This window comes from Clostridium tertium (assembly GCF_017873245.1).
GTDB classification, from domain to species: domain Bacteria; phylum Bacillota; class Clostridia; order Clostridiales; family Clostridiaceae; genus Clostridium; species Clostridium tertium.
The window spans coordinates 30,065-49,203 of sequence record NZ_JAGGJY010000013.1 but is presented as its reverse complement, the minus strand read 5'-3'; the positions used below and the strand labels follow the sequence as shown (position 1 = coordinate 49,203).

The following is a 19,139-nucleotide window of genomic DNA, read 5'->3' as shown; positions in this document are numbered from 1 at the left end:
TAGCCTTAGGGGGATCAACTTAAATAACATTAGTTGCTCTATATATTTTTTTCTAGTTCAATACTATATCTATTATAATCATTTAAAACTTTTTTATAGTATGTTTTTCTGTAATTTTTACTTAATATAATTTTTAGAAAATTTATCATTAGATTTTCTCCTTAAAAAGCTCATACTGCTTAAATTTAATTGAGTTAATAAGCCGCTATTAAGTTGACATGAGAATTATATTATATAAATATGAAGAAATTATGGAGATTAAATAAATATTATTAATAAACGAATTTTATAAATATGAAGTAAATTCATAAAATCTTCATTTAAAACGATTAATATTATTATAGGAAAAAAATTTATTAATTTTTATTAAGGAGGATTAAGAATGAATCATAATAATAAAGACAAATATGATTATAAACGTAGTTGTTTTAGACATGTGTTTCATATGAGTTTATGTTGTGCCTTGCCAATAGTTATAATATTATTATCACCAATAGTTTATAAATTTTCTCCTAAAGTTAGTGGGGTATTAGGATTAATAGCACCTTTTATATGTCCTTTAATTATGATAATAATGTTACTTATGATGTTCTTAAAAAGAAAAGAAGGAGGGTGTTGTGGAAAGGTGGAGAGTAGGGAAAAGAAGAAAATGTAATAGCTTAAAATAAAGATACAGCTGTGATATTTAGTTAAAAGCCAAGCATTATAATAACTATAAATAGCTTAATGGTATTTTATCATTAAGCTATTTATAGTTATTGGATAAAAATATTTATACAACTAATCTATATACTGATGTCGTTAAAAAGCATACCAAAAAGGCTATTGCAGTAGGAATTATAAACGATAGTATTGTCCATTTAATGCTACCAGTTTCTTTCTTTATTGTCCAAAGAGTGGTTGAACAAGGCCAATGAAGTAAACTAAATAGCATAGTATTTAGAGCAGTAAGTAAAGTCCAATTATTATTTATTAAAATTTCTCTTAGAGATTCTATGCTTGAAAAGTCAGTTAATGTTCCTGTAGCTAGGTATGCCATTAATAATACAGGAAGAACTATTTCGTTTGCTGGAAGGCCGACTAAAAAAGCAAGAAGTATAAATCCATCTAGACCAATGGCGTTGCCTAAAGGTTGCAAGAAGTTGGCTATATGGCTTATTATACTTAAATCTCCTATATAGATATTGGCTAATATCCATGTAATTGCACCAGCGGGAGCGGCAACTAGAACAGCTCTGCTTAAAACGAATATTGTTCTATCTATAATTGAAGTATATAATACTCTGCCTATTTGAGGCTTCCTATATGGTGGTAGCTCAAGTGTAAATGTTGAAGGTACACCTTTTAAAAGAGTCTTAGATAAAATAAATGAAACAAATAAAGTCATAGCTATACCTAATATAACCATAAATGTAATAGATAATGATGGAATTATATTATTTATTGTGTTGTTAGATGTAACAGCAAAGAATACTGTGGCTATTGCAATCAACGTAGGGAAGCGACCATTACAAGGAACAAAGTTATTAGTTATTATTGCTATAAGGCGTTCTCTTGGGGATTCTATTATTCTACATCCTATTACTCCAGCAGCATTACATCCGAATCCCATACACATAGTTAGGCATTGTTTACCATGCGCACAACATTTTTTAAACATATGATCTAAGTTAAAGGCTATTCTAGGTAAATATCCTGAATCTTCTAGTAAAGTGAAGAGAGGGAAAAATATAGCCATAGGGGGAAGCATTACAGCTATAACCCAAGCTAAAGTTCTATATAAGCCTAAAACTAAAATTCCATGTAACCAATCTGGAGCTCCTAGAAAATTAAATAATTCAGTTAATTTATCTTGAAATGAAAACAGGATGTCAGATAAAAGCTGTGAAGGATAGTTTGCGCCTTCTATAGTTAACCAAAATACGATTCCAAGTAAAAGTAACATTAATGGGATTCCAAATACCTTTGAAGTTATTATATCGTCTATTTTTTTGTCTCTATTTATTTTTTTTACATCCTCTTTTACAAATTTATCTTTTATTGTCTTTGCTTGCTTATAATTCATTTCTGAAATATACTCTCTTAGGTTATCTTTATTTATATTTAAATTAAGTTCTTCTTGAAGTTTCTTTGCTATCATGGTGTTAAATTTATCATCAAATTCATCGAGTTTTTTAAATATATCATAGTTACTATCTATTAGCCTTAAGGCTATCCATCTTTTATTTATAATATCATAGGGTTCTAATTTTTTTTCTACTTGTTCAACGAGATTCTCAATAACATCACTATATATAGTTTTATTTGGGGTTGGAGTTTTCTTTTTTACAGCTAAATTTTCGATTTCGGTTTTAAGATTATCCATACCTATACCCTTATTTGCAGCGGTAAGCACTACGGGTATTCCTAAGGAATTTTCAAGACCATCTTTATCAATTTGTATGTTTTTCTTTTTGGCTTCATCTATCAAGTTAACGCAAGTAATAACGTTATTAGTTAGTTCAGAAATTTGGTAAACAAGATTTAGATTTCTTTCTAAGCAAGTTGCATCAGTGACTACAACTACAGCATCATAATTGCCGTAACATATAAAATCCCGTGCGACTTCTTCATCAATAGATGAGGAAAATAGTGAATAGGTTCCAGGTAAGTCCACAAGAATATACTCATTATCGTTGTAGCTAAATTCGCCACGAGTATTTACAACTGTCTTACCAGGCCAGTTTCCAGTATGCTGATGAAGTCCAGTTAAATAATTGAAAACAGTACTTTTACCGGTATTGGGATTGCCTGCCAAAGCAATTACATATTGGTTATTTTTTTTACCAATATTAAAAATGTCCTTCATAGAATTAATTTTACTAGTTTGAGCTGTTAAACCCATTTGAAAATCACCTCTTTCAATTTATAGTTCGGAAACTTCAATAAGTTCTCCTTCTTCTTTTCTTAAAGCAATCATAGCTCCTCTGATTCTATAGACTGTTAGATTATTTTTAGGGCCTTTTCTAAGCACCTCTATTATTGCACCTTGAGTTAATCCTAATGCTAATAGTCTTTCTTTAAGTGATGATTTGGAATTATTTCTTTTTACAATTACGCTACTTCCAACTTTAATTTCTGATAAGTTTTTCATAAATTACCTCCATAGTTTCGTTTATCTAATTTTTTTAGCTTAGGCTAAATTTATTTATAGTTCAATTTATGAGTTAATAATAAATATTGATACAAAAATATAAAATTTTATAAGAATTTTATATTAGGTAGTTAAATATAATATAAAGATAGGTATGGTATGGAGGGGTATATATGAAGGAGCGTGAAGAATTTTATACTTTCAATAACTATTTAAAAAACGATAGTGGATTAATTACAGCTTCAATGGAAGATTACATAGAAATGATATATAGATTATCAAAAAATAAGGGGTTTACTAGGGTTGGAGATTTATCAAAGGCATTAAATGTAAAACCAGCTTCAATAACAAAGATGATAAAAAAGTTAGATGAATTAAATTTAGCTAACTATGAGAAATATGGTTATGTAAAGTTGACTGAAAATGGAAGTAGTTATGGTGAATATTTGTTAAATAGACATAATACTATAGAAAAGTTTCTAAAGATATTGGGTGTATCAAAGTATTTATTACAAGAAACTGAAAAAATAGAGCATGTTTTAAATAAGGAAACTTTTGAGAGAATAATAAATTTCATAGAAGTGGTAGAAAAATACCCGGATATAAAAGAAAAATTAGATGATAATTTTATAAAGAGTAAAAATTAATAATAAAAAGTTGAATTTATTAATCACATTATTCTTAATTTGTTTAATTACTAAAATTAATGGAATAATAAAGGATGAGGTGATATTTTTATGAAATCCGTTTGGAGTGAAAGTTATAATATTAAGGAGAGAAAGCATTTAAAGGAAGATATAGAAGTAGAAGCAGTTGTTATTGGAGCTGGTATAACAGGGCTGCTAACAGCATATATGCTAAAAAAAAGAGGTGTAGATGTTGTTGTTATAGATAGAGGAAAAATATTAAATGGAAATACTAAAAACACGACAGCTAAAATAACAATACAACATAATATAATATATGATAAGCTTATAAAAGAATTTGGTGAAGAAAATGCAAAAAAATATGCAAAAGCAAATGAATTAGCTATGAAATCATATAAAGAAATAATTGATAGTAATAATATAGATTGTGATTTTGAAGTAGAAGATGCGTATGTATATAGTTTAGATAATCCTAAAAAGATAGAAAATGAATATGAAGCAGCAATAAAGATTGGAATAGATGCTGAATTAGTAGATGAAATTGAATTACCGTTTAAAATAGCAAAGGCTTTAAAATTCAAAAATCAAGCGCAATTCAATCCTATAAAATTTTTAAATTATATAGCGAAAGATTTAGTTATTTATGAGGATACCAAAGCTATAGACATAAAAGAAGATACTGTTATAACTAATCATGCAAATATAAAAGCTAAAAGTATTGTTGTAGCAACTCATTTTCCAATAATAAATACTCCAGGGTATTATTTTATGAGAATGCATCAAGAAAGAGAGCATTTAATTGCACTTAAAGATGCTCAGATTCTTCATGGAATGTATTTAGATGAAAAAGATGGTGGTTATACATTTAGACGATATAAGGATTTGTTAATTTTGGGGGGAATCTCTAAGAGAACTGGAGATAATGAATTAGGTGGATCTTATGATAAACTTAGAGACCTAGCCAAGAAACTATATCCTGAATCTGTAGAAAAATATAGTTGGTCAGCTCAAGATTGTATGACTTCTGATGGAATTCCTTATATAGGTATTTATTCTAAGGAAATGCCAAATGTTTATGTAGCCACTGGATTTAATAAATGGGGAATGACATCATCTATGGTTTCATCAATAATTATTAGTGATATGATAGTTGGTGTTGAGCATGATTTTAACGATATATTTTCTCCGAGTAGATTTGATATGACTGCATCTATAAAAAATCTGGCGAAAGATGGAGTAGAAACAGCATATAACTTTATTGCGCAGAAAATACATATACCAATGCAAACAATAGAACATGTAAACAATGGCGAAGGTGAAATTGTTATTTATAATGGAGAGAAGGTTGGAGTTTATAAGAATAAAGAGGGAAAAGTCTATACAGTTTCAACTAAGTGCCCGCATTTAGGATGTGAGCTAAAGTGGAATGCAGATGATTTATCTTGGGATTGCCCTTGTCATGGATCAAGATTTGATTTTAAGGGGAACTTATTAGATTCACCTTCTATAAAGGATTTAAGGTATGAAGAATAAAAATTCATATAGTAATAAGAAAAGCTTTTTTGAAGGTTGGTATTTTAAACAACAATTTGGAGATGATAGTATAGCTTTTATTCCAGGTATAAATATTGATAAGAATGGATTAAGATATGCATTTATTCAAGTGATAACTAATAAGGAATCCTATAATATAAAGTACGATTTTAAAGACTTTTCAATAAGTTATGATAAGTTAACTATTAAGATAAGAGATAATATATTTTCTAAAAAGGGATTGATATTAAATATAGTTAGCAGTGATATAAAAATAAAAGGTAAGTTAAGTTATGATAATATTATTACAATTAAAAGCAATATAATGGGGCCATTTGCTTTATTTCCCTTTATGGAATGTAGTCATGGAATAATAAGTTTACATCATATAGTTAATGGGAAATTGAATATAAATAATGAAGAGATAATAATAAAAGACGGTATAGGGTATATTGAGAAGGACTCAGGAAAGTCATTTCCTAAATCATATTTATGGATTCAATGTAATAGTTTTAAAAATACAAAGGCAAATATTATGGTTTCTATTGCAGATATTCCATTCTTAGGGTTTGAATTTAAAGGGTGTATTGCATCTATTTTATATAAAGAAAAGGAATATAGACTAGCAACTTATAATGGTGTTAAAATAATTAATTACAATGAAAATGGATTGATTATAAAAAGAGGAAAATATAAATTAGAAATAGAAATAAATGAAAATTATCCTCAAAAACTATTAGCACCAGATGGCGGAAAAATGATAAGAACAATTTATGAAAATATATCATGTAGAGCAAGATTTAAATTCTATAAGCAAGATAAGTTAATTTTTAACTTAGAAAGTGAAAAAGCAAGCTTCGAGTATGTTAAATAAAGAAGGGACTTAGTAAATACTAAGTCCCTAATAAATTACATTGATTTATGGAATGTTCTGTTTATAACATCTAATTGTTGTTCTCTTGTTAACTTAATGAAGTTTACAGCATATCCTGAAACTCTTATAGTTAATTGAGGATATAACTCTGGATGCTCCATAGCATCTAATAGAGTTTCTCTATCAAATACATTTACGTTTAAGTGGTGAGCATTTTGACCAAAATATCCATCCATTAGTGAGCTTAAGTTCCTAATTCTATCTTCAGAATTTTTTCCTAAAGCATCTGGAATTATTGAGAAGGTATTCGATATACCATCTTGTGAATGCTCATATGGTAGTTTAGCAACTGAGTTTAATGATGCTAATGAACCACTGTTATCTCTTCCATGCATTGGATTAGCTCCTGGAGCAAATGGTTCTCCAGCTTTTCTTCCATCAGGAGTAGTACCAGTCTTCTTACCATAAACAACATTTGAAGTTATTGTTAATACTGATTGAGTATGGTAAGCATTTCTGTAAGTCTTGTTTTGTCTTATTTTGTTCATCATATTTTCAACAAGGTATACAGCTATATCATCAACTCTATCATCATCATTTCCGTATTTAGGGAAATCACCTTCGATTTCAAAATCAACAGCAATTCCTTCTTCATTTCTTATTGGTTTAACTTTAGCATATTTAATAGCTGAAAGTGAATCAGCACAAACAGATAATCCAGCTATACCACAAGCCATTGTTCTAAATACGTCTCTGTCATGTAAAGCCATTTGTAATTTTTCATAAGAATACTTATCATGCATGTAGTGAATAACATTTAAAGTGTTAACATATAGGTTAGCTAACCAGTCTGTCATTATTTCAAATTTATCCATTACTTCTTCATAATTTAAATATTCACTAGTTATTGGAGCTAGTTTTGGACCAACTTGCATTCCATACTTTTCATCTCTTCCACCATTTATAGCGTAAAGTAAAGTTTTAGCTAAGTTAACTCTAGCACCGAAGAATTGCATTTGCTTACCAACTCTCATAGCAGATACACAACAAGCAATTGCATAATCATCACCCCAGTAAGGAGCCATTAAATCATCATTTTCATATTGAACAGAACTTGTATCAATAGAAACTTTTGAACAGAAGTCTTTAAATCCTTGAGGTAATCTTGTTGACCAAAGTACAGTTAAGTTAGGTTCTGGTGATGGGCCTAAAGTATATAGTGTATTAAGGATTCTGAAAGAGTTTTTAGTAACTAATGTTCTTCCATCTAGTCCCATACCACCAATTGATTCAGTAACCCAAGTTGGATCTCCAGAGAATAAGTCATTATATTCTGGAGTTCTTAAGAATTTTACAAGTCTTAATTTCATAACGAAATGATCAACTAATTCTTGAGCTTCTTCCTCAGTAATTAATCCTGCTTTTAAATCTCTTTCAATATATATATCTAAGAATGTTGAAGTTCTTCCAAGAGACATAGCAGCACCATTTTGGTCTTTTATTGCACCTAAGAATCCAAAGTATAACCATTGAATAGCTTCTTTAGCGTTTTTAGCTGGTCCAGATATATCAAGACCGTAAGTTTCAGCTAATCCTTTCAATTCTTTTAAAGCAACTATTTGATCAGAAAGTTCTTCTCTTAATCTAATAACATCTTCATCGATACATCTAACTTCTAAGCTCTTCTTTTGAGCAATTTTATCTTCTATTAATCTGTCAACTCCATATAGAGCAACTCTTCTATAGTCACCTATTATTCTTCCTCTACCATAGGCATCAGGAAGACCTGTGATAACACCAGATTTTCTTGCTAATCTCATTTCGTCAGTATAAGCATCGAAAACACCTTGATTATGAGTTTTTCTATATTTAGTAAATATTTCTGAAATTTTTGGACTTACTTCATAGCCATAAGATTTTGCAGCATTTTCAGCCATTCTGATACCGCCGAAAGGCATTACAGCTCTTTTTAATGGAGCATCAGTTTGAACACCGACTATTTTTTCGAAAGCTTTATCTATATATCCAGCGTTATATTCATTAATACCAGAAACAGTTTCAGTATCAACGTCTAAAACTCCACCGTTTTCTCTTTCCTTTTTAAATAATTCACTAACCTCATCCCATAACTTCTTTGTGGCTTCTGTAGCACCAGATAAAAAGCTATCATCCCCATTGTATGGAGTATAGTTTAATTGTATAAAGTTTCTTACATCAACAGATTTAGTCCATTGACCTTCTTTAAAATTGATCCATTCTTGCTTCATATAATGCACCCCTTTTTCTAACATTTATAAATACTGACTTATATTGGAAATAGTTCTCAGTAAATAATATTTATCAAGTAAATTTTAACATTAATGTGCTCTTATTGCAATAAATTAATACTTAAATAATGTAATAATAATATAAAAAATTAATTAATAAAATATATTGAATAATAAGTACTATCGATATATAATATTAAAGAAATAAATATAATCTTGGAGGATCTTATGGCTGGAGATAGAGTGATTTGTAGATGTAGGAACGTAAGTTATTTAGATATAAGAAAAGCAATGAAAGGTGGAGCTAGAACTTTAGATGAAATAATGGATCAAACTGGTGCTGCAACTTGTTGTGGGGGATGTACAAGCCAAGTTCAAGCAATTTTAGATTCTGTATGTGGCTGTAATAATGTGTCTTTAAAAGATGTGGTGAATGCAGTTAATAATGGGGCAGATACAGTTGAAAAAGTTGGAGAGCTAACTAAAGCAGGAAGTACTTGCGGAAGATGTAAGGGGTTAATCGAAAATATTATTGAATTAAAGAGATAAAGTATATTTTGCTATTAATTACACGAAAATAAACCTTAAGGAATAAAAACCTTGAGGTTTTTATTTTTATAAAAAGAAAATAATAATATTTATGGGTTAAATGGTAATAAGTATTAATAAAATTGATTGATATGAATGTAAATGGTTGAAAGTGATTGAAAATGAATGAAAATGATTGAAGATGGTTGAATTTGATTTTGAAAAGTTGTATTATTTAGTTGGGAGTGATTTTAGTGTTAACTGAAGAAAGACATAAGCTTATATTAGAAGAACTTAGAAATAATTCTGTAGTATATGTAAATGAACTTGTAAAGATGTTAGATACTTCAGAATCTACAATAAGAAGAGATTTGAATTATTTAGATGAAGTAGGAAAGCTTAAAAAAGTTCATGGGGGAGCGACTCTATTAGAAAAAGAATTTCATACTAAAGATGACTTAGTATCAATAAGAGAAACATTAAATATTAATGATAAATCTATTATTGCAAAACATGCAGCAAGTCTTATAAAAAAAGATGATTTTGTATATATAGATTCAGGAACAACAACAAATTTAATGATTGATTTTCTAGAAGAAAAAGAAGCTATATATGTTACTAATGGAATAAATCAAGCAAAAAAGCTAATAAGTAATGGATTTAGAACTTATATACTTGGCGGAGAGATAAAAGACTCAACAGAAGCTATAGTTGGAGTGGAAGCTATAAATAGTTTGAAAAGATATAATTTCACTAAAGGTTTCTTTGGAACAAATGGGATATCTGACTACAGAGGATATACTACTCCTGATATGAAGGAAGCATTAGTTAAGGAAGAAGCACTAAAAAGGACAAGGAACCCATATATTTTAGCAGATAAAACTAAATTTAATGAAATTAGTTGTATAACTTTTGGAGAAATAGACGAAGCAGTGATAATAACAACAATATTAGAGAATACTAGTTATTGTAATAAAGCAGAAATAGTGGAGGTTTTAAAGCTATGATTTATACTATAACTTTTAATCCGGCATTAGATTATATAGTAAGAGTTCAAGACTTTAAATTAGGTCAAGTAAATAGAACGTCTTATGAAGAAGTTTATGCTGGAGGCAAGGGGATAAACGTTTCTATAGTGTTAAAGAACTTAGATGTAGAAAATGTAGCACTTGGATATATAGCAGGTTTTACTGGAGAGGAAATAGAGAATAAAATAAAAGCTTTTGGATGTAATACCGATTTTATAAAGCTTAATAATGGGATGTCTAGAATAAATGTTAAGTTAAAATCTAATGAAGAATCGGAAATAAATGGTCAAGGCCCTAGTATTTCAGATCAAGATCTAGAAGAATTATATAGAAAGCTAGAATTATTAAGAGAAGGCGATATTTTAGTTTTAGCAGGTAGTATTCCAGCAACTCTTCCTAAAAATATATATGAAATAATAATGGAAAGGTTATCTGGTAAAGGGATTAGATTCATTGTTGATGCAACAGGAGAACTTTTATTAAATGTATTAAAATACAAACCATTTTTAATTAAGCCTAATCATCATGAATTAGCAGAATTATTTAATGCCACTATAGAAAATGAAGATGATATAGTGATTTATGCAAAAAAGCTTAGAGAAATGGGAGCACAAAATGTTTTAATTTCAAGAGCTGGTGATGGGGCTATATTTGTAACAGAAAAGGATGAAATAATTAAATCGGATGTACCTAAAGGAACTTTAATTAATTCAGTTGGAGCTGGTGATTCAATGGTAGGAGGCTTTATAGCTGGATATTTAAAAAATAAAAATTTAGAAGAAGCTTTTAAGATGGGTGTTGCTACTGGAAGTGCAAGTGCATTTTCTGAAGGATTAGCAACAAAAGAAAAAGTTTATGAGTTATTGAATCAAATATTATAATTTGGAGGATTAAAATGAAAATTACAGATTTATTAAACAAAAAATCTATAGCAATAAATCCTAAAGTTACTTCTAAGGAAGGGGCTATTGATAAATTAGTTGATTTAATGAATTTATCAGGAAACTTAAACAATAAAGAGGAATATAAGAAAGCTGTTTTAGCGAGAGAAGAACTTAGTACAACTGGTATAGGTGATGGAATTGCTATACCACATGCTAAAACAAGTGCTGTTAAGGATGCGGGTTTAGCAGCAATGGTAGTTAATGATGGAGTTGATTATGATTCTTTAGATGGTCAACCAGCAAAATTATTTTTTATGATTGCAGCTCCAGATGGAGAAAATAATCTTCATTTAGAGGTTTTGGCAAGGCTATCTACTATGTTAATGGATGAAAATTTTAGAAGTGGATTATTAAATGCAAAGTCAGCAGATCAATTTATAAAATTAATAGATGATTTTGAAAATGAAAAGTTGAATAAAGATAAAGCAGAAAGTAAAGAAGGATATAAAATTTTAGCTGTAACAGCATGCCCTACTGGAATAGCTCATACTTATATGGCAGCGGAAAGCTTAGAGGGAAAAGCTAAAGAAATGGGAGTTTCAATAAAAGTAGAGACTGACGGTTCAGGTGGAGCTAAAAATGTATTAACAGCAAAAGAAATAGAAGAAGCAGAATGTATTATAATTGCAGCTGATAAAAAAGTGGAAATGGCAAGATTTGATGGAAAGAAAGTAATTCAAACTAAAGTTGCAAATGGGATACATAAAGCAGAAGAATTGATAAATAGAGCTATTTCAGGAGAGGCACCAGTTTATCACCACAATGGAGCAAAAACTTCAGAAGAAGAATCATCAGGAGAAAAAGATAGTATAGGACACCAAATATACAAACACCTTATGAATGGTGTATCTCATATGTTACCATTCGTTATAGGTGGAGGGATTTTAATAGCTTTAGCATTCTTATTTGATGATTATAGCATTGATCCTGCAAACTTTGGTATGAATACTCCATTTGCTGCCTTCTTAAAAACTGTAGGTGGAACAGCATTCGATTTCATGTTACCTATACTAGCTGGATATATAGCAATGAGCATAGGCGATAGGCCAGCACTAGCAGTAGGATTTGTTGGGGGTATGCTTGCAAATAAAGGCGGTTCAGGTTTCCTAGGGGCTTTAATTGCAGGTTTTGTAGCAGGATATTTAATAGTTGGATTAAAGAAGTTGTTTGAAAAATTACCAAATAGCTTAGAAGGATTAAAGCCAGTTTTACTATATCCGTTCTTAGGAATTTTATTAATAGGTGCAATAATAATGTTTGTAATTAATCCACCAGTAGCAGCATTAAATACTGGTATTACAAATGTTCTAAACAATATGGGGGAAAGTAGCAAAATATTGCTGGGCGCAGTTCTAGGTGGAATGATGGCATTTGATATGGGAGGTCCTTTAAATAAGGCAGCATATGTATTTGGAACAGCATCATTAGCTAGTGGGCAATTTGAATTTATGGCAGCAGTAATGATTGGTGGTATGGTACCTCCACTTGCAATAGCATTATGTACAACTTTCTTTAAAAAGAAATTTACAGCTAAAGAAAGACAATCAGCAGTAACAAACTATATTATGGGATTATCATTTATAACAGAAGGCGCAATACCTTTTGCTGCAGCTGATCCATTAAGAGTAATACCAGCATGTGTAGTTGGTTCTGCAACTGCAGGAGCTTTATCAATGGCATTTGGTTGTGCTTTAAGAGCACCACATGGTGGAATATTTGTTCTTCCAGTTATAACCAATCCACTAGGTTATTTTGGAGCTCTAGTTATTGGATCTTTAGTAGGGATGATAGTACTAGCAATATTAAAGAAAAATAAAAAATAATTATAAAAAATAGTTATAAGTGCAAACTTATAACTATTTTTTATATATATTCAATAAAAATATTCTTTTTGGTTATAATAGTGGGTTAAATTAGAAAAGAATAAAAATAAAGGAATATTTAGAAAAAACAAAAATAAGTTGTTTATTAATTACCAAATTTGCCAATTTTCTATATATGCAATATAATGTAAGTATGGTTGAATAACTAAATTTATAAGATAGGGAGTAGATAGTATGAAGAGTTTAAATGGAACTAAAACAGCAGAAAACTTAATGAAATCGTTCGCTGGAGAATCGCAAGCAAGAACTAGATATACGTATTATGCAAGCGTAGCAAGAAAACAAGGATACGTTCAAATTGCAAACATATTTATGGAAACTGCAGAGCAAGAAAAAGAACATGCAAAAAGATTTTATAAATTTTTAAAGGATGATTTTGCTGGAGAAGCTATAGAAATTAATGCTGCTTACCCAGTAGATTTATATGATGATACAGCAAAAAATTTAAGAGCAGCAGCAAAAGGTGAACATGAAGAATGGTCTCATGATTATCCTGAATTTGCAAGAGTAGCAAGGGAAGAAGGTTTCCCAGCTATAGCAGTAGCATATGAAAGAATAACAGAAGTAGAAAATAGACATGAAAGAAGATACAATAAGTTATTAAAGAATATTGAAGAAGGAAAAGTATTCAAGAAGGACGAGCCAGTTTTATGGAAATGTAATAACTGTGGATATATCTTTGAAGGTGAAGAAGCTCCACAGGTATGTCCAGCATGTTTACATCCGCAAGGATACTTTGAAGTATTTGTAGAAAACTATTAAAAGTATTATGTAAGAGCTTAGGAATTAATATTCCTAAGCTTTTTATGTATAAAAAATAAAATCTTAAAAGTGTAATTATATATGCTATTTAATAGCTAAGTTTTTAAAAAATCGGGTTCATTTTATACATTCTTTAATTAAGACTGTTAGGTGGCACTTATAAGTTTTTATTCACAATAATAGGGTAATAGAATAATTAGATTATATGCATCAATTTTTGTAAAAGAAAAAATAATTGTGGAATATATATTTATGTATTATGTATAATTGATATAATCAAAGAACAATATTTTTGAATTGGAAGGTTGAAATTATGATGAACTCTTTAAAGAAAAGATTTTCAATTATATACATTATCCTTGTAGTAATAATTATTTTGGTTGGATTTTCTTCGGCTATCAATATGTATAATATTAATAACTCTATAAATGGATTAATTACTAATAATTATAAAAGCATTAATACAAGTAATAAAATGATTGATTGTATTAATAATCAGGATAGGGCAATATTAATATACTTACAAGGAAATAAAGATCAAGCCTTAAATTTATTTCATACAAATGATGATGAATTTTATAAATGGTTTTATATTGAAAAAAGTAATATAACAGAGCCTGGAGAGTTGGAATTAGTAGATAGAATAAATTCTCAATATATAGAATTTAGTAAGTTATTTTCAGGATTACAGGATTATAATAATGGTCAAAATCATGATGAATTAGTTGAAATTTATTATCAAAAAATATCCCCACAAATAGATTTGTTAAATGAAAGCTTGAAAAGTTTATTTGAATTAAATGAAGATATTATGCTTAATAAAGAAGGAGATCTTAGAAGTAGTTCAGAATCATCAATATATTTTATTATATTTATATCACTTGGAGGAGCAATAATTGGTGGAGCTATAGCTATGTTCTTTACAAATAGATACTTTAATCCAATACATCTTTTAATAAATGCGATAAAGTCTGTAAAAGAAGGAAATTTAAATAAGCAGGCACCTGTAATTTATGATGACGAAATAGGGCTTTTAGCAAAAGAATTTAATAATATGACAAATAGATTATATGATTTTGAAAAGAGCACAGAAGGTAATCTAGTTGCTGAGAAAAATAGATCTTTAAGTATAATTAAAAGTATATCAGACCCGATAATATTACTGGATGATGCGTTTAGAATTAAATTTATAAATGATGAAGGAAAGATTTTCTTTAATATTGATGAAGAGAGCTGTATTGATAAAAGTTTCTTTGAAGTTATAAATTTATCTAAGGTTTACAAATATATAACGGAATCTGTTAATAAGGATAATGAAAATAGAGAGGAATTAATTGAAATAAAAAGAAATAATAAAAAATATTTTTTCAATATAACTTCAACTATAATTAAAGGATCAGAAGAAAAAATTGATGGGGTAGTAGTATTATTTAAGAATATAACTGGATTAAAGGAATTAGAAATTATAAAAGCAGACTTTATTGGAACAATATCTCATGAATTAAAAACACCATTGACATCAATAATGATGGGAGTTGGACTTATAAATGATAAAAATATAGGCTCTTTAAATGATAAGCAAAGAGATATTGTAGAAACTATAAAGGAGGATGTACAAAAATTAAATGATCTAGTATCAAATTTATTAAAGATATCCCATATTCAATCAAATAAGACTTCTTTTAATATCAAGAAAAGTGACATTAAAGAATTAATAAAAAGTTGCTTGTATAATTTTATTCCTCTGGCAAAAGAAAAGGAAATAGAATTAAAATTAAGTTTAGAAGAACAATTGCCAGAGGTTATGATGGATGAAGAAAAAATAAAGTGGGTATTGAATAACTTACTATCCAATGCTGTTAGATATACAGAACGGGGTTCTATAAAAATAGATGGATATATTAAAGAAAATAATATATTGGTATCTGTGACAGATACAGGAAGAGGAATTCCAAGTAATTATTTAGAAAAGGTATTTGAGAGATTTGTTAGAGTAGAAGGATTTGAAATACCAGAAGAGAGCACAGGATTAGGGCTATCTATAGCAAAAGAGATTGTAGAGATACATGGGGGAAAAATATGGTGTGAGAGCGAGGTTGGGTATGGAAGTAAATTTATATTTACTATTCCACTATCTTAGAGAAGTAATTTAGGAGTGATCATATGAAAAGAGTTTTGGTAATTGATGATACAAAGAATATAAGAATATTATTAAGTACTTGTTTAGAATTAAGAGGTTACGAGGTAATCACAGCGGATAATGGATTAGAAGCATTAAATATAATAAATAATACAAATGAAGCAATAGACTTAATATTTTTAGATATTAGAATGCCAGGAATAAGTGGAACTGAGGTATTAAAGAATATTAAAGAGGCAAGAATGAGTTGCCCTGTTGTTATAATGACAGCTTTTGCAACAGTAAAGAATGCAATAGAATGCACTAAGTTAGGTGCGGTAGTATATCTTCAAAAGCCTTTTTCACCTGACAGAATAAATATTGTGTTAGATGAAATAGAAAGCAAAAGTATACCTAACAAGACTGAAAGTAATATAGATTTAATTATGGCTGAAGCGAGACGGCTTTTAAATCAAAATGATATGGATAAATACAATAAAATACATGAATTATTAAAGAAAGTAATAGGAATGGATCCATATAATAAGGAAGTATATTTAATGATAAGTCAATTTAACGGATTAATTGGAAATAAAGTAGAAGAGCGAAGATTTCAAGATATATATAAATTATTTAATTAAAGAATTGAAGATTGAAATAGGAAATGGACATGGAGGAGTGAAATGTTAAAGAGATTAAAGATATCTCACAAGGTAGTTTTGGGATTTACCTTTATGCTAATAATGATGAGTGTTATATGGTTTATCGGATATACTAATATGACTAAGATAAAAGATAATTTAAAAGTGATTGCGGAAGATGATTTTAAAGGTGCTAATGATCTACTTTTAATAAATAACAATCTTTTAGAAATCAAAGCAGATATACTAATGCTGCTAGACGTAAGTAATAAAGAAGAGATAATTTTAACTGAAAATGAGATTCATAAAAATAATGAAGAAATTAAAAATTTAGTTAAAGATTATAAAACAACAATAACATTAGAAGAAGATAAAGATAACTTTGAAAAATTTGAAAAATATTTATCTGAATATGAAGCTAAGAGAGAGAATGTAATAAATTTAGTAAAGAATAATGATTATGATATAGCAAAAGATGTAATTATTGAAGTGAATTCTATAAGAGAACAAATGGAATTGATTTTAAAGAAAAGTATATCAATAAAGAATAAACTTGTTGAAGAAGATTATTATGAAAGTATGAATACATATAACTCTTCTAATAGATTATTAATTACTATAATAATAATAAATTTAGTAATAGCAATTTTATTAATATGGATTATAACAAATACTTTAGTTAAGCAATTAAAAAAGATATTATTATTATCTAATGAATTAAGTAAAGGAAATCTTAATTACTCAATAGAGAGTAATAAGAATGATGAAATAGGAACAGCGATAAAATCATTAAACTCTTCAAAAGAAGCAATAAGAGAATTAGTCTATGAAATTAATGAGGAATCAAAAAATATAACTTCTTCAAGCGAAGAGTTATCTACAGTAACTGAAGAAGCTATGGCAAAAATGATGAATATAAATGAAGCTGCAGAACAGATATCACAAGGAATAGAGCAATTAAGTTCAACTACAGAAGAGATAAATGCATCCACTCAAGAAATTACTATAACTGCTGAAGAACTATATAATAAAGCTAAAAAATCAGATATTTCTGTAAAAGAAATAAAAAGTCGTGCAATGCAAGTTAAGGAAAAAGGTTTGAAATCTGTAGATAATGCAAAATCAATTTATAATGATAAATTAAGCAGTATAACAGAGGCTATGAGGGCAGGAGAAGTTGTAAAGGAAATAAAAGTGATGGCAGAAGCAATAGCTAATATAACTGAACAAACTAACTTATTAGCACTTAATGCAAGTATAGAAGCTGTTAGGGCTGGCGAACAGGGAAGAGGATTTGCAGTAGTAGCTGATGAAGTTAGAAAGCTTGCAGAAGAATCAGCTTTAACTGTATCTAAAATACAGTCTATTATTGTACAAGTTCAAAATGCATTTACTAACATTGCCACTAATGCAAATGATATTTTAGATTTTATAGAATATAATGTGTATCCTGATTATGAATTATTAATAGATACAGCTGAAAATTATGAAAAAGATACTTATTTAATAAGTAATATGGCAAGTGATATTGCAGAAGCTACAAAATTTATGTTGGAGAATTTAAATCAGGTAAGTAATGCAATAGAAACAGTATCAGCTACAGCAGAAGAATCATCAGCTACTTCTCAAGAAATAGTTATTAATATAAATGATTCTACATCAGCAATAGATGAAGTAACAAAATTGGCTCAAAATCAATCAGAATTAGCTGAGGTATTAAATGTAATGATACAAAAATTTAAAATATAATAATAGATAATTAGATGTAATATATTTTAAATATATTAAAAGTTATATATAATTTAATAAAGGATAATTTTGTTAAATGGAAAGTGTAATTTAGGGAGGGAACAATAAGATGTTTTTAAAAGAGTTAAATAAAGAAGAGTCTATAGCTTTTATAAATTTAGTTTCTATTTTTGCTGATGTAGACAATAAATTTGCTAAAGAAGAAAAAGTTTTATTAGAAGAGTATAAGGAAGAATTAGAATTAAGTGGTTCAGAAGTACATCATATGAAGTATGGTGAAGTTTTAGAGTTAATAAAGAAATCGAATGATAGGGCAAAAGTAATTGTATATTTTGAATTAGTTGGATTAGCGTTGGTTGATGGTGAGTATGAAGATGAAGAGGTGGATTTCTTGGATAATCTAGCTTCTGAATTAAGTATTCCTAGATCTAAGAGAATTGCAATTGCAAATTATTTTTATAGATTTAAAGATGTATATGATTTTACAACTGTGGATGCAGATAATAATATAGAATTATTAAAGGAACAGGCAGAGAATATTTTAAAATAAAAATGCAAATAGATTTGTATTAAAGAATTTCTAATGGATAAAATAACACTATAACCAATTGGAGGTGTTATTATGAATGAAGAAAATGATGGAATGATTGGAAGATTGCCAATAAATATTAATAAAGAAGTACCAACACCAAATAGTGATGCAGAATCAATCAAGGCTTTGATTAAGAAATCTGGAGAAGTAGTAGGGTATGAGCTTTCAAATGGTGAACGAGTATCAAAAGAAGAAGGTGTTCAAATGGCTAAAAATGGTCAAATATCTGGGGTAGGGGTTGGAGTTTCCAAAAAAGGTGAAGAATACTTAAGAAGTCTTCCAGATCAAAGTGAAAATAACAATTTAAGTTCATTACCAACAGTAGAGTAATTTAAAGTAAGATATAAGAATTTTATATATTTTTATATCTTACTTTATTTTTATTTAATTAATAAATAAAATGATTAATATTAAAAATGAATATTAAGTTACTTATTCA

The 19,139-nt window shown here is 28.5% G+C and carries 17 protein-coding genes; 14 read left to right on the top strand and 3 right to left on the bottom strand.

Going from position 1 to position 19,139, the window contains the following annotated elements; translation table 11 throughout:
• Window positions 1-382: 382 nt before the first annotated feature.
• Window positions 383-655: a hypothetical protein gene (locus tag J2Z25_RS13915; protein ID WP_209741033.1), complete on the top strand. Its 273-nt coding sequence runs from the start codon at window positions 383-385 to the stop codon at window positions 653-655.
• Window positions 656-772: 117 nt separating this feature from the next.
• Here J2Z25_RS13915 and feoB read toward each other — a convergent pair whose 3' ends face one another.
• Both feoB and J2Z25_RS13905 read right to left on the bottom strand, forming a co-directional pair.
• Complete coding sequence (gene feoB, locus J2Z25_RS13910) at window positions 773-2,884, bottom strand: ferrous iron transport protein B (RefSeq protein WP_209741032.1); 2,112 nt, start codon at window positions 2,882-2,884, stop codon at window positions 773-775.
• A gap of 21 nt (window positions 2,885-2,905) precedes the next feature.
• Window positions 2,906-3,133 (bottom strand): FeoA family protein, encoded by a 228-nt coding sequence (locus J2Z25_RS13905; RefSeq protein ID WP_008676327.1) that lies wholly within the window; start codon window positions 3,131-3,133, stop codon window positions 2,906-2,908.
• A gap of 173 nt (window positions 3,134-3,306) precedes the next feature.
• On the opposite strand from J2Z25_RS13905, the gene J2Z25_RS13900 reads away from it, so the two are divergent.
• The 3 genes from J2Z25_RS13900 to J2Z25_RS13890 all read left to right on the top strand — a co-directional run bounded on the left by J2Z25_RS13900 (window position 3,307) and on the right by J2Z25_RS13890 (window position 6,187).
• Window positions 3,307-3,780: a metal-dependent transcriptional regulator gene (locus J2Z25_RS13900; RefSeq protein ID WP_209741031.1), complete on the top strand. Its 474-nt coding sequence runs from the start codon at window positions 3,307-3,309 to the stop codon at window positions 3,778-3,780.
• Window positions 3,781-3,870: 90 nt separating this feature from the next.
• A complete protein-coding gene (locus tag J2Z25_RS13895) occupies window positions 3,871-5,313 on the top strand; it encodes an FAD-dependent oxidoreductase (RefSeq protein ID WP_209741030.1) in 1,443 nt (480 codons plus the stop codon).
• Window positions 5,303-6,187 carry a tocopherol cyclase family protein gene (locus tag J2Z25_RS13890; RefSeq protein WP_209741029.1) on the top strand — a complete coding sequence of 295 codons (885 nt, stop codon included), beginning with the start codon at window positions 5,303-5,305 and terminating at the stop codon, window positions 6,185-6,187. The genes J2Z25_RS13895 and J2Z25_RS13890 overlap by 11 nt, the downstream gene beginning before the upstream one ends.
• Before the next feature lie 35 nt (window positions 6,188-6,222).
• Here J2Z25_RS13890 and pflB read toward each other — a convergent pair whose 3' ends face one another.
• On the bottom strand, window positions 6,223-8,454 hold the full coding sequence (gene pflB / locus J2Z25_RS13885; RefSeq protein ID WP_209741028.1) for a formate C-acetyltransferase: 2,232 nt from the start codon (window positions 8,452-8,454) through the stop codon (window positions 6,223-6,225).
• Between the two features lie 228 nt (window positions 8,455-8,682).
• Here pflB and J2Z25_RS13880 point away from each other — a divergent pair, with 228 nt between their 5' ends.
• The 10 genes from J2Z25_RS13880 (at window position 8,683) to J2Z25_RS13835 (ending at window position 19,030) form a co-directional block, all read left to right on the top strand.
• Window positions 8,683-9,003, top strand: coding sequence for a (2Fe-2S)-binding protein (locus tag J2Z25_RS13880; protein WP_008676339.1), 321 nt, complete (start codon window positions 8,683-8,685; stop codon window positions 9,001-9,003).
• Window positions 9,004-9,236: 233 nt separating this feature from the next.
• Entirely contained in the window at window positions 9,237-9,989 is a 753-nt protein-coding gene (locus J2Z25_RS13875; protein WP_111931556.1) for a DeoR/GlpR family DNA-binding transcription regulator, read from the top strand.
• Window positions 9,986-10,891 (top strand): 1-phosphofructokinase, encoded by a 906-nt coding sequence (gene pfkB, locus J2Z25_RS13870; protein WP_209741027.1) that lies wholly within the window; start codon window positions 9,986-9,988, stop codon window positions 10,889-10,891. Before J2Z25_RS13875 ends, pfkB begins: the two co-directional genes overlap by 4 nt.
• 14 nt (window positions 10,892-10,905) lie before the next feature.
• Window positions 10,906-12,777 (top strand): PTS fructose transporter subunit IIABC, encoded by a 1,872-nt coding sequence (locus J2Z25_RS13865; RefSeq protein WP_209741026.1) that lies wholly within the window; start codon window positions 10,906-10,908, stop codon window positions 12,775-12,777.
• A 234-nt stretch (window positions 12,778-13,011) separates the two neighbouring features.
• Complete coding sequence (rbr, locus tag J2Z25_RS13860; RefSeq protein WP_008676349.1) at window positions 13,012-13,599, top strand: rubrerythrin; 588 nt, start codon at window positions 13,012-13,014, stop codon at window positions 13,597-13,599.
• A 313-nt stretch (window positions 13,600-13,912) separates the two neighbouring features.
• Window positions 13,913-15,739 (top strand): sensor histidine kinase, encoded by a 1,827-nt coding sequence (locus J2Z25_RS13855; RefSeq protein WP_209741025.1) that lies wholly within the window; start codon window positions 13,913-13,915, stop codon window positions 15,737-15,739.
• Between the two features lie 23 nt (window positions 15,740-15,762).
• Entirely contained in the window at window positions 15,763-16,359 is a 597-nt protein-coding gene (locus tag J2Z25_RS13850; RefSeq protein ID WP_209741024.1) for a response regulator, read from the top strand.
• 42 nt (window positions 16,360-16,401) lie between these two features.
• A complete protein-coding gene (locus J2Z25_RS13845; RefSeq protein ID WP_209741023.1) occupies window positions 16,402-18,108 on the top strand; it encodes a methyl-accepting chemotaxis protein in 1,707 nt (568 codons plus the stop codon).
• Between the two features lie 109 nt (window positions 18,109-18,217).
• Window positions 18,218-18,658, top strand: coding sequence for a hypothetical protein (locus tag J2Z25_RS13840; protein ID WP_209741022.1), 441 nt, complete (start codon window positions 18,218-18,220; stop codon window positions 18,656-18,658).
• A 72-nt stretch (window positions 18,659-18,730) separates the two neighbouring features.
• Window positions 18,731-19,030, top strand: coding sequence for a DUF3892 domain-containing protein (locus tag J2Z25_RS13835; RefSeq protein WP_209741021.1), 300 nt, complete (start codon window positions 18,731-18,733; stop codon window positions 19,028-19,030).
• Window positions 19,031-19,139: the final 109 nt, after the last annotated feature.

Coding starts and splice junctions, on each gene's coding strand:
- J2Z25_RS13840 (WP_209741022.1), top strand. CDS start 18,218: ATGTTTTTAAAAGAGTTAAATAAAGAAGAGTCTATAGCTTTTATAAAT.
- J2Z25_RS13905 (WP_008676327.1), bottom strand. CDS start 3,133: ATGAAAAACTTATCAGAAATTAAAGTTGGAAGTAGCGTAATTGTAAAA.
- J2Z25_RS13915 (WP_209741033.1), top strand. CDS start 383: ATGAATCATAATAATAAAGACAAATATGATTATAAACGTAGTTGTTTT.
- J2Z25_RS13855 (WP_209741025.1), top strand. CDS start 13,913: ATGATGAACTCTTTAAAGAAAAGATTTTCAATTATATACATTATCCTT.
- pflB (WP_209741028.1), bottom strand. CDS start 8,454: ATGAAGCAAGAATGGATCAATTTTAAAGAAGGTCAATGGACTAAATCT.
- J2Z25_RS13895 (WP_209741030.1), top strand. CDS start 3,871: ATGAAATCCGTTTGGAGTGAAAGTTATAATATTAAGGAGAGAAAGCAT.
- rbr (WP_008676349.1), top strand. CDS start 13,012: ATGAAGAGTTTAAATGGAACTAAAACAGCAGAAAACTTAATGAAATCG.
- J2Z25_RS13865 (WP_209741026.1), top strand. CDS start 10,906: ATGAAAATTACAGATTTATTAAACAAAAAATCTATAGCAATAAATCCT.
- J2Z25_RS13890 (WP_209741029.1), top strand. CDS start 5,303: ATGAAGAATAAAAATTCATATAGTAATAAGAAAAGCTTTTTTGAAGGT.
- feoB (WP_209741032.1), bottom strand. CDS start 2,884: ATGGGTTTAACAGCTCAAACTAGTAAAATTAATTCTATGAAGGACATT.
- J2Z25_RS13835 (WP_209741021.1), top strand. CDS start 18,731: ATGAATGAAGAAAATGATGGAATGATTGGAAGATTGCCAATAAATATT.
- J2Z25_RS13850 (WP_209741024.1), top strand. CDS start 15,763: ATGAAAAGAGTTTTGGTAATTGATGATACAAAGAATATAAGAATATTA.
- pfkB (WP_209741027.1), top strand. CDS start 9,986: ATGATTTATACTATAACTTTTAATCCGGCATTAGATTATATAGTAAGA.
- J2Z25_RS13900 (WP_209741031.1), top strand. CDS start 3,307: ATGAAGGAGCGTGAAGAATTTTATACTTTCAATAACTATTTAAAAAAC.
- J2Z25_RS13880 (WP_008676339.1), top strand. CDS start 8,683: ATGGCTGGAGATAGAGTGATTTGTAGATGTAGGAACGTAAGTTATTTA.
- J2Z25_RS13845 (WP_209741023.1), top strand. CDS start 16,402: ATGTTAAAGAGATTAAAGATATCTCACAAGGTAGTTTTGGGATTTACC.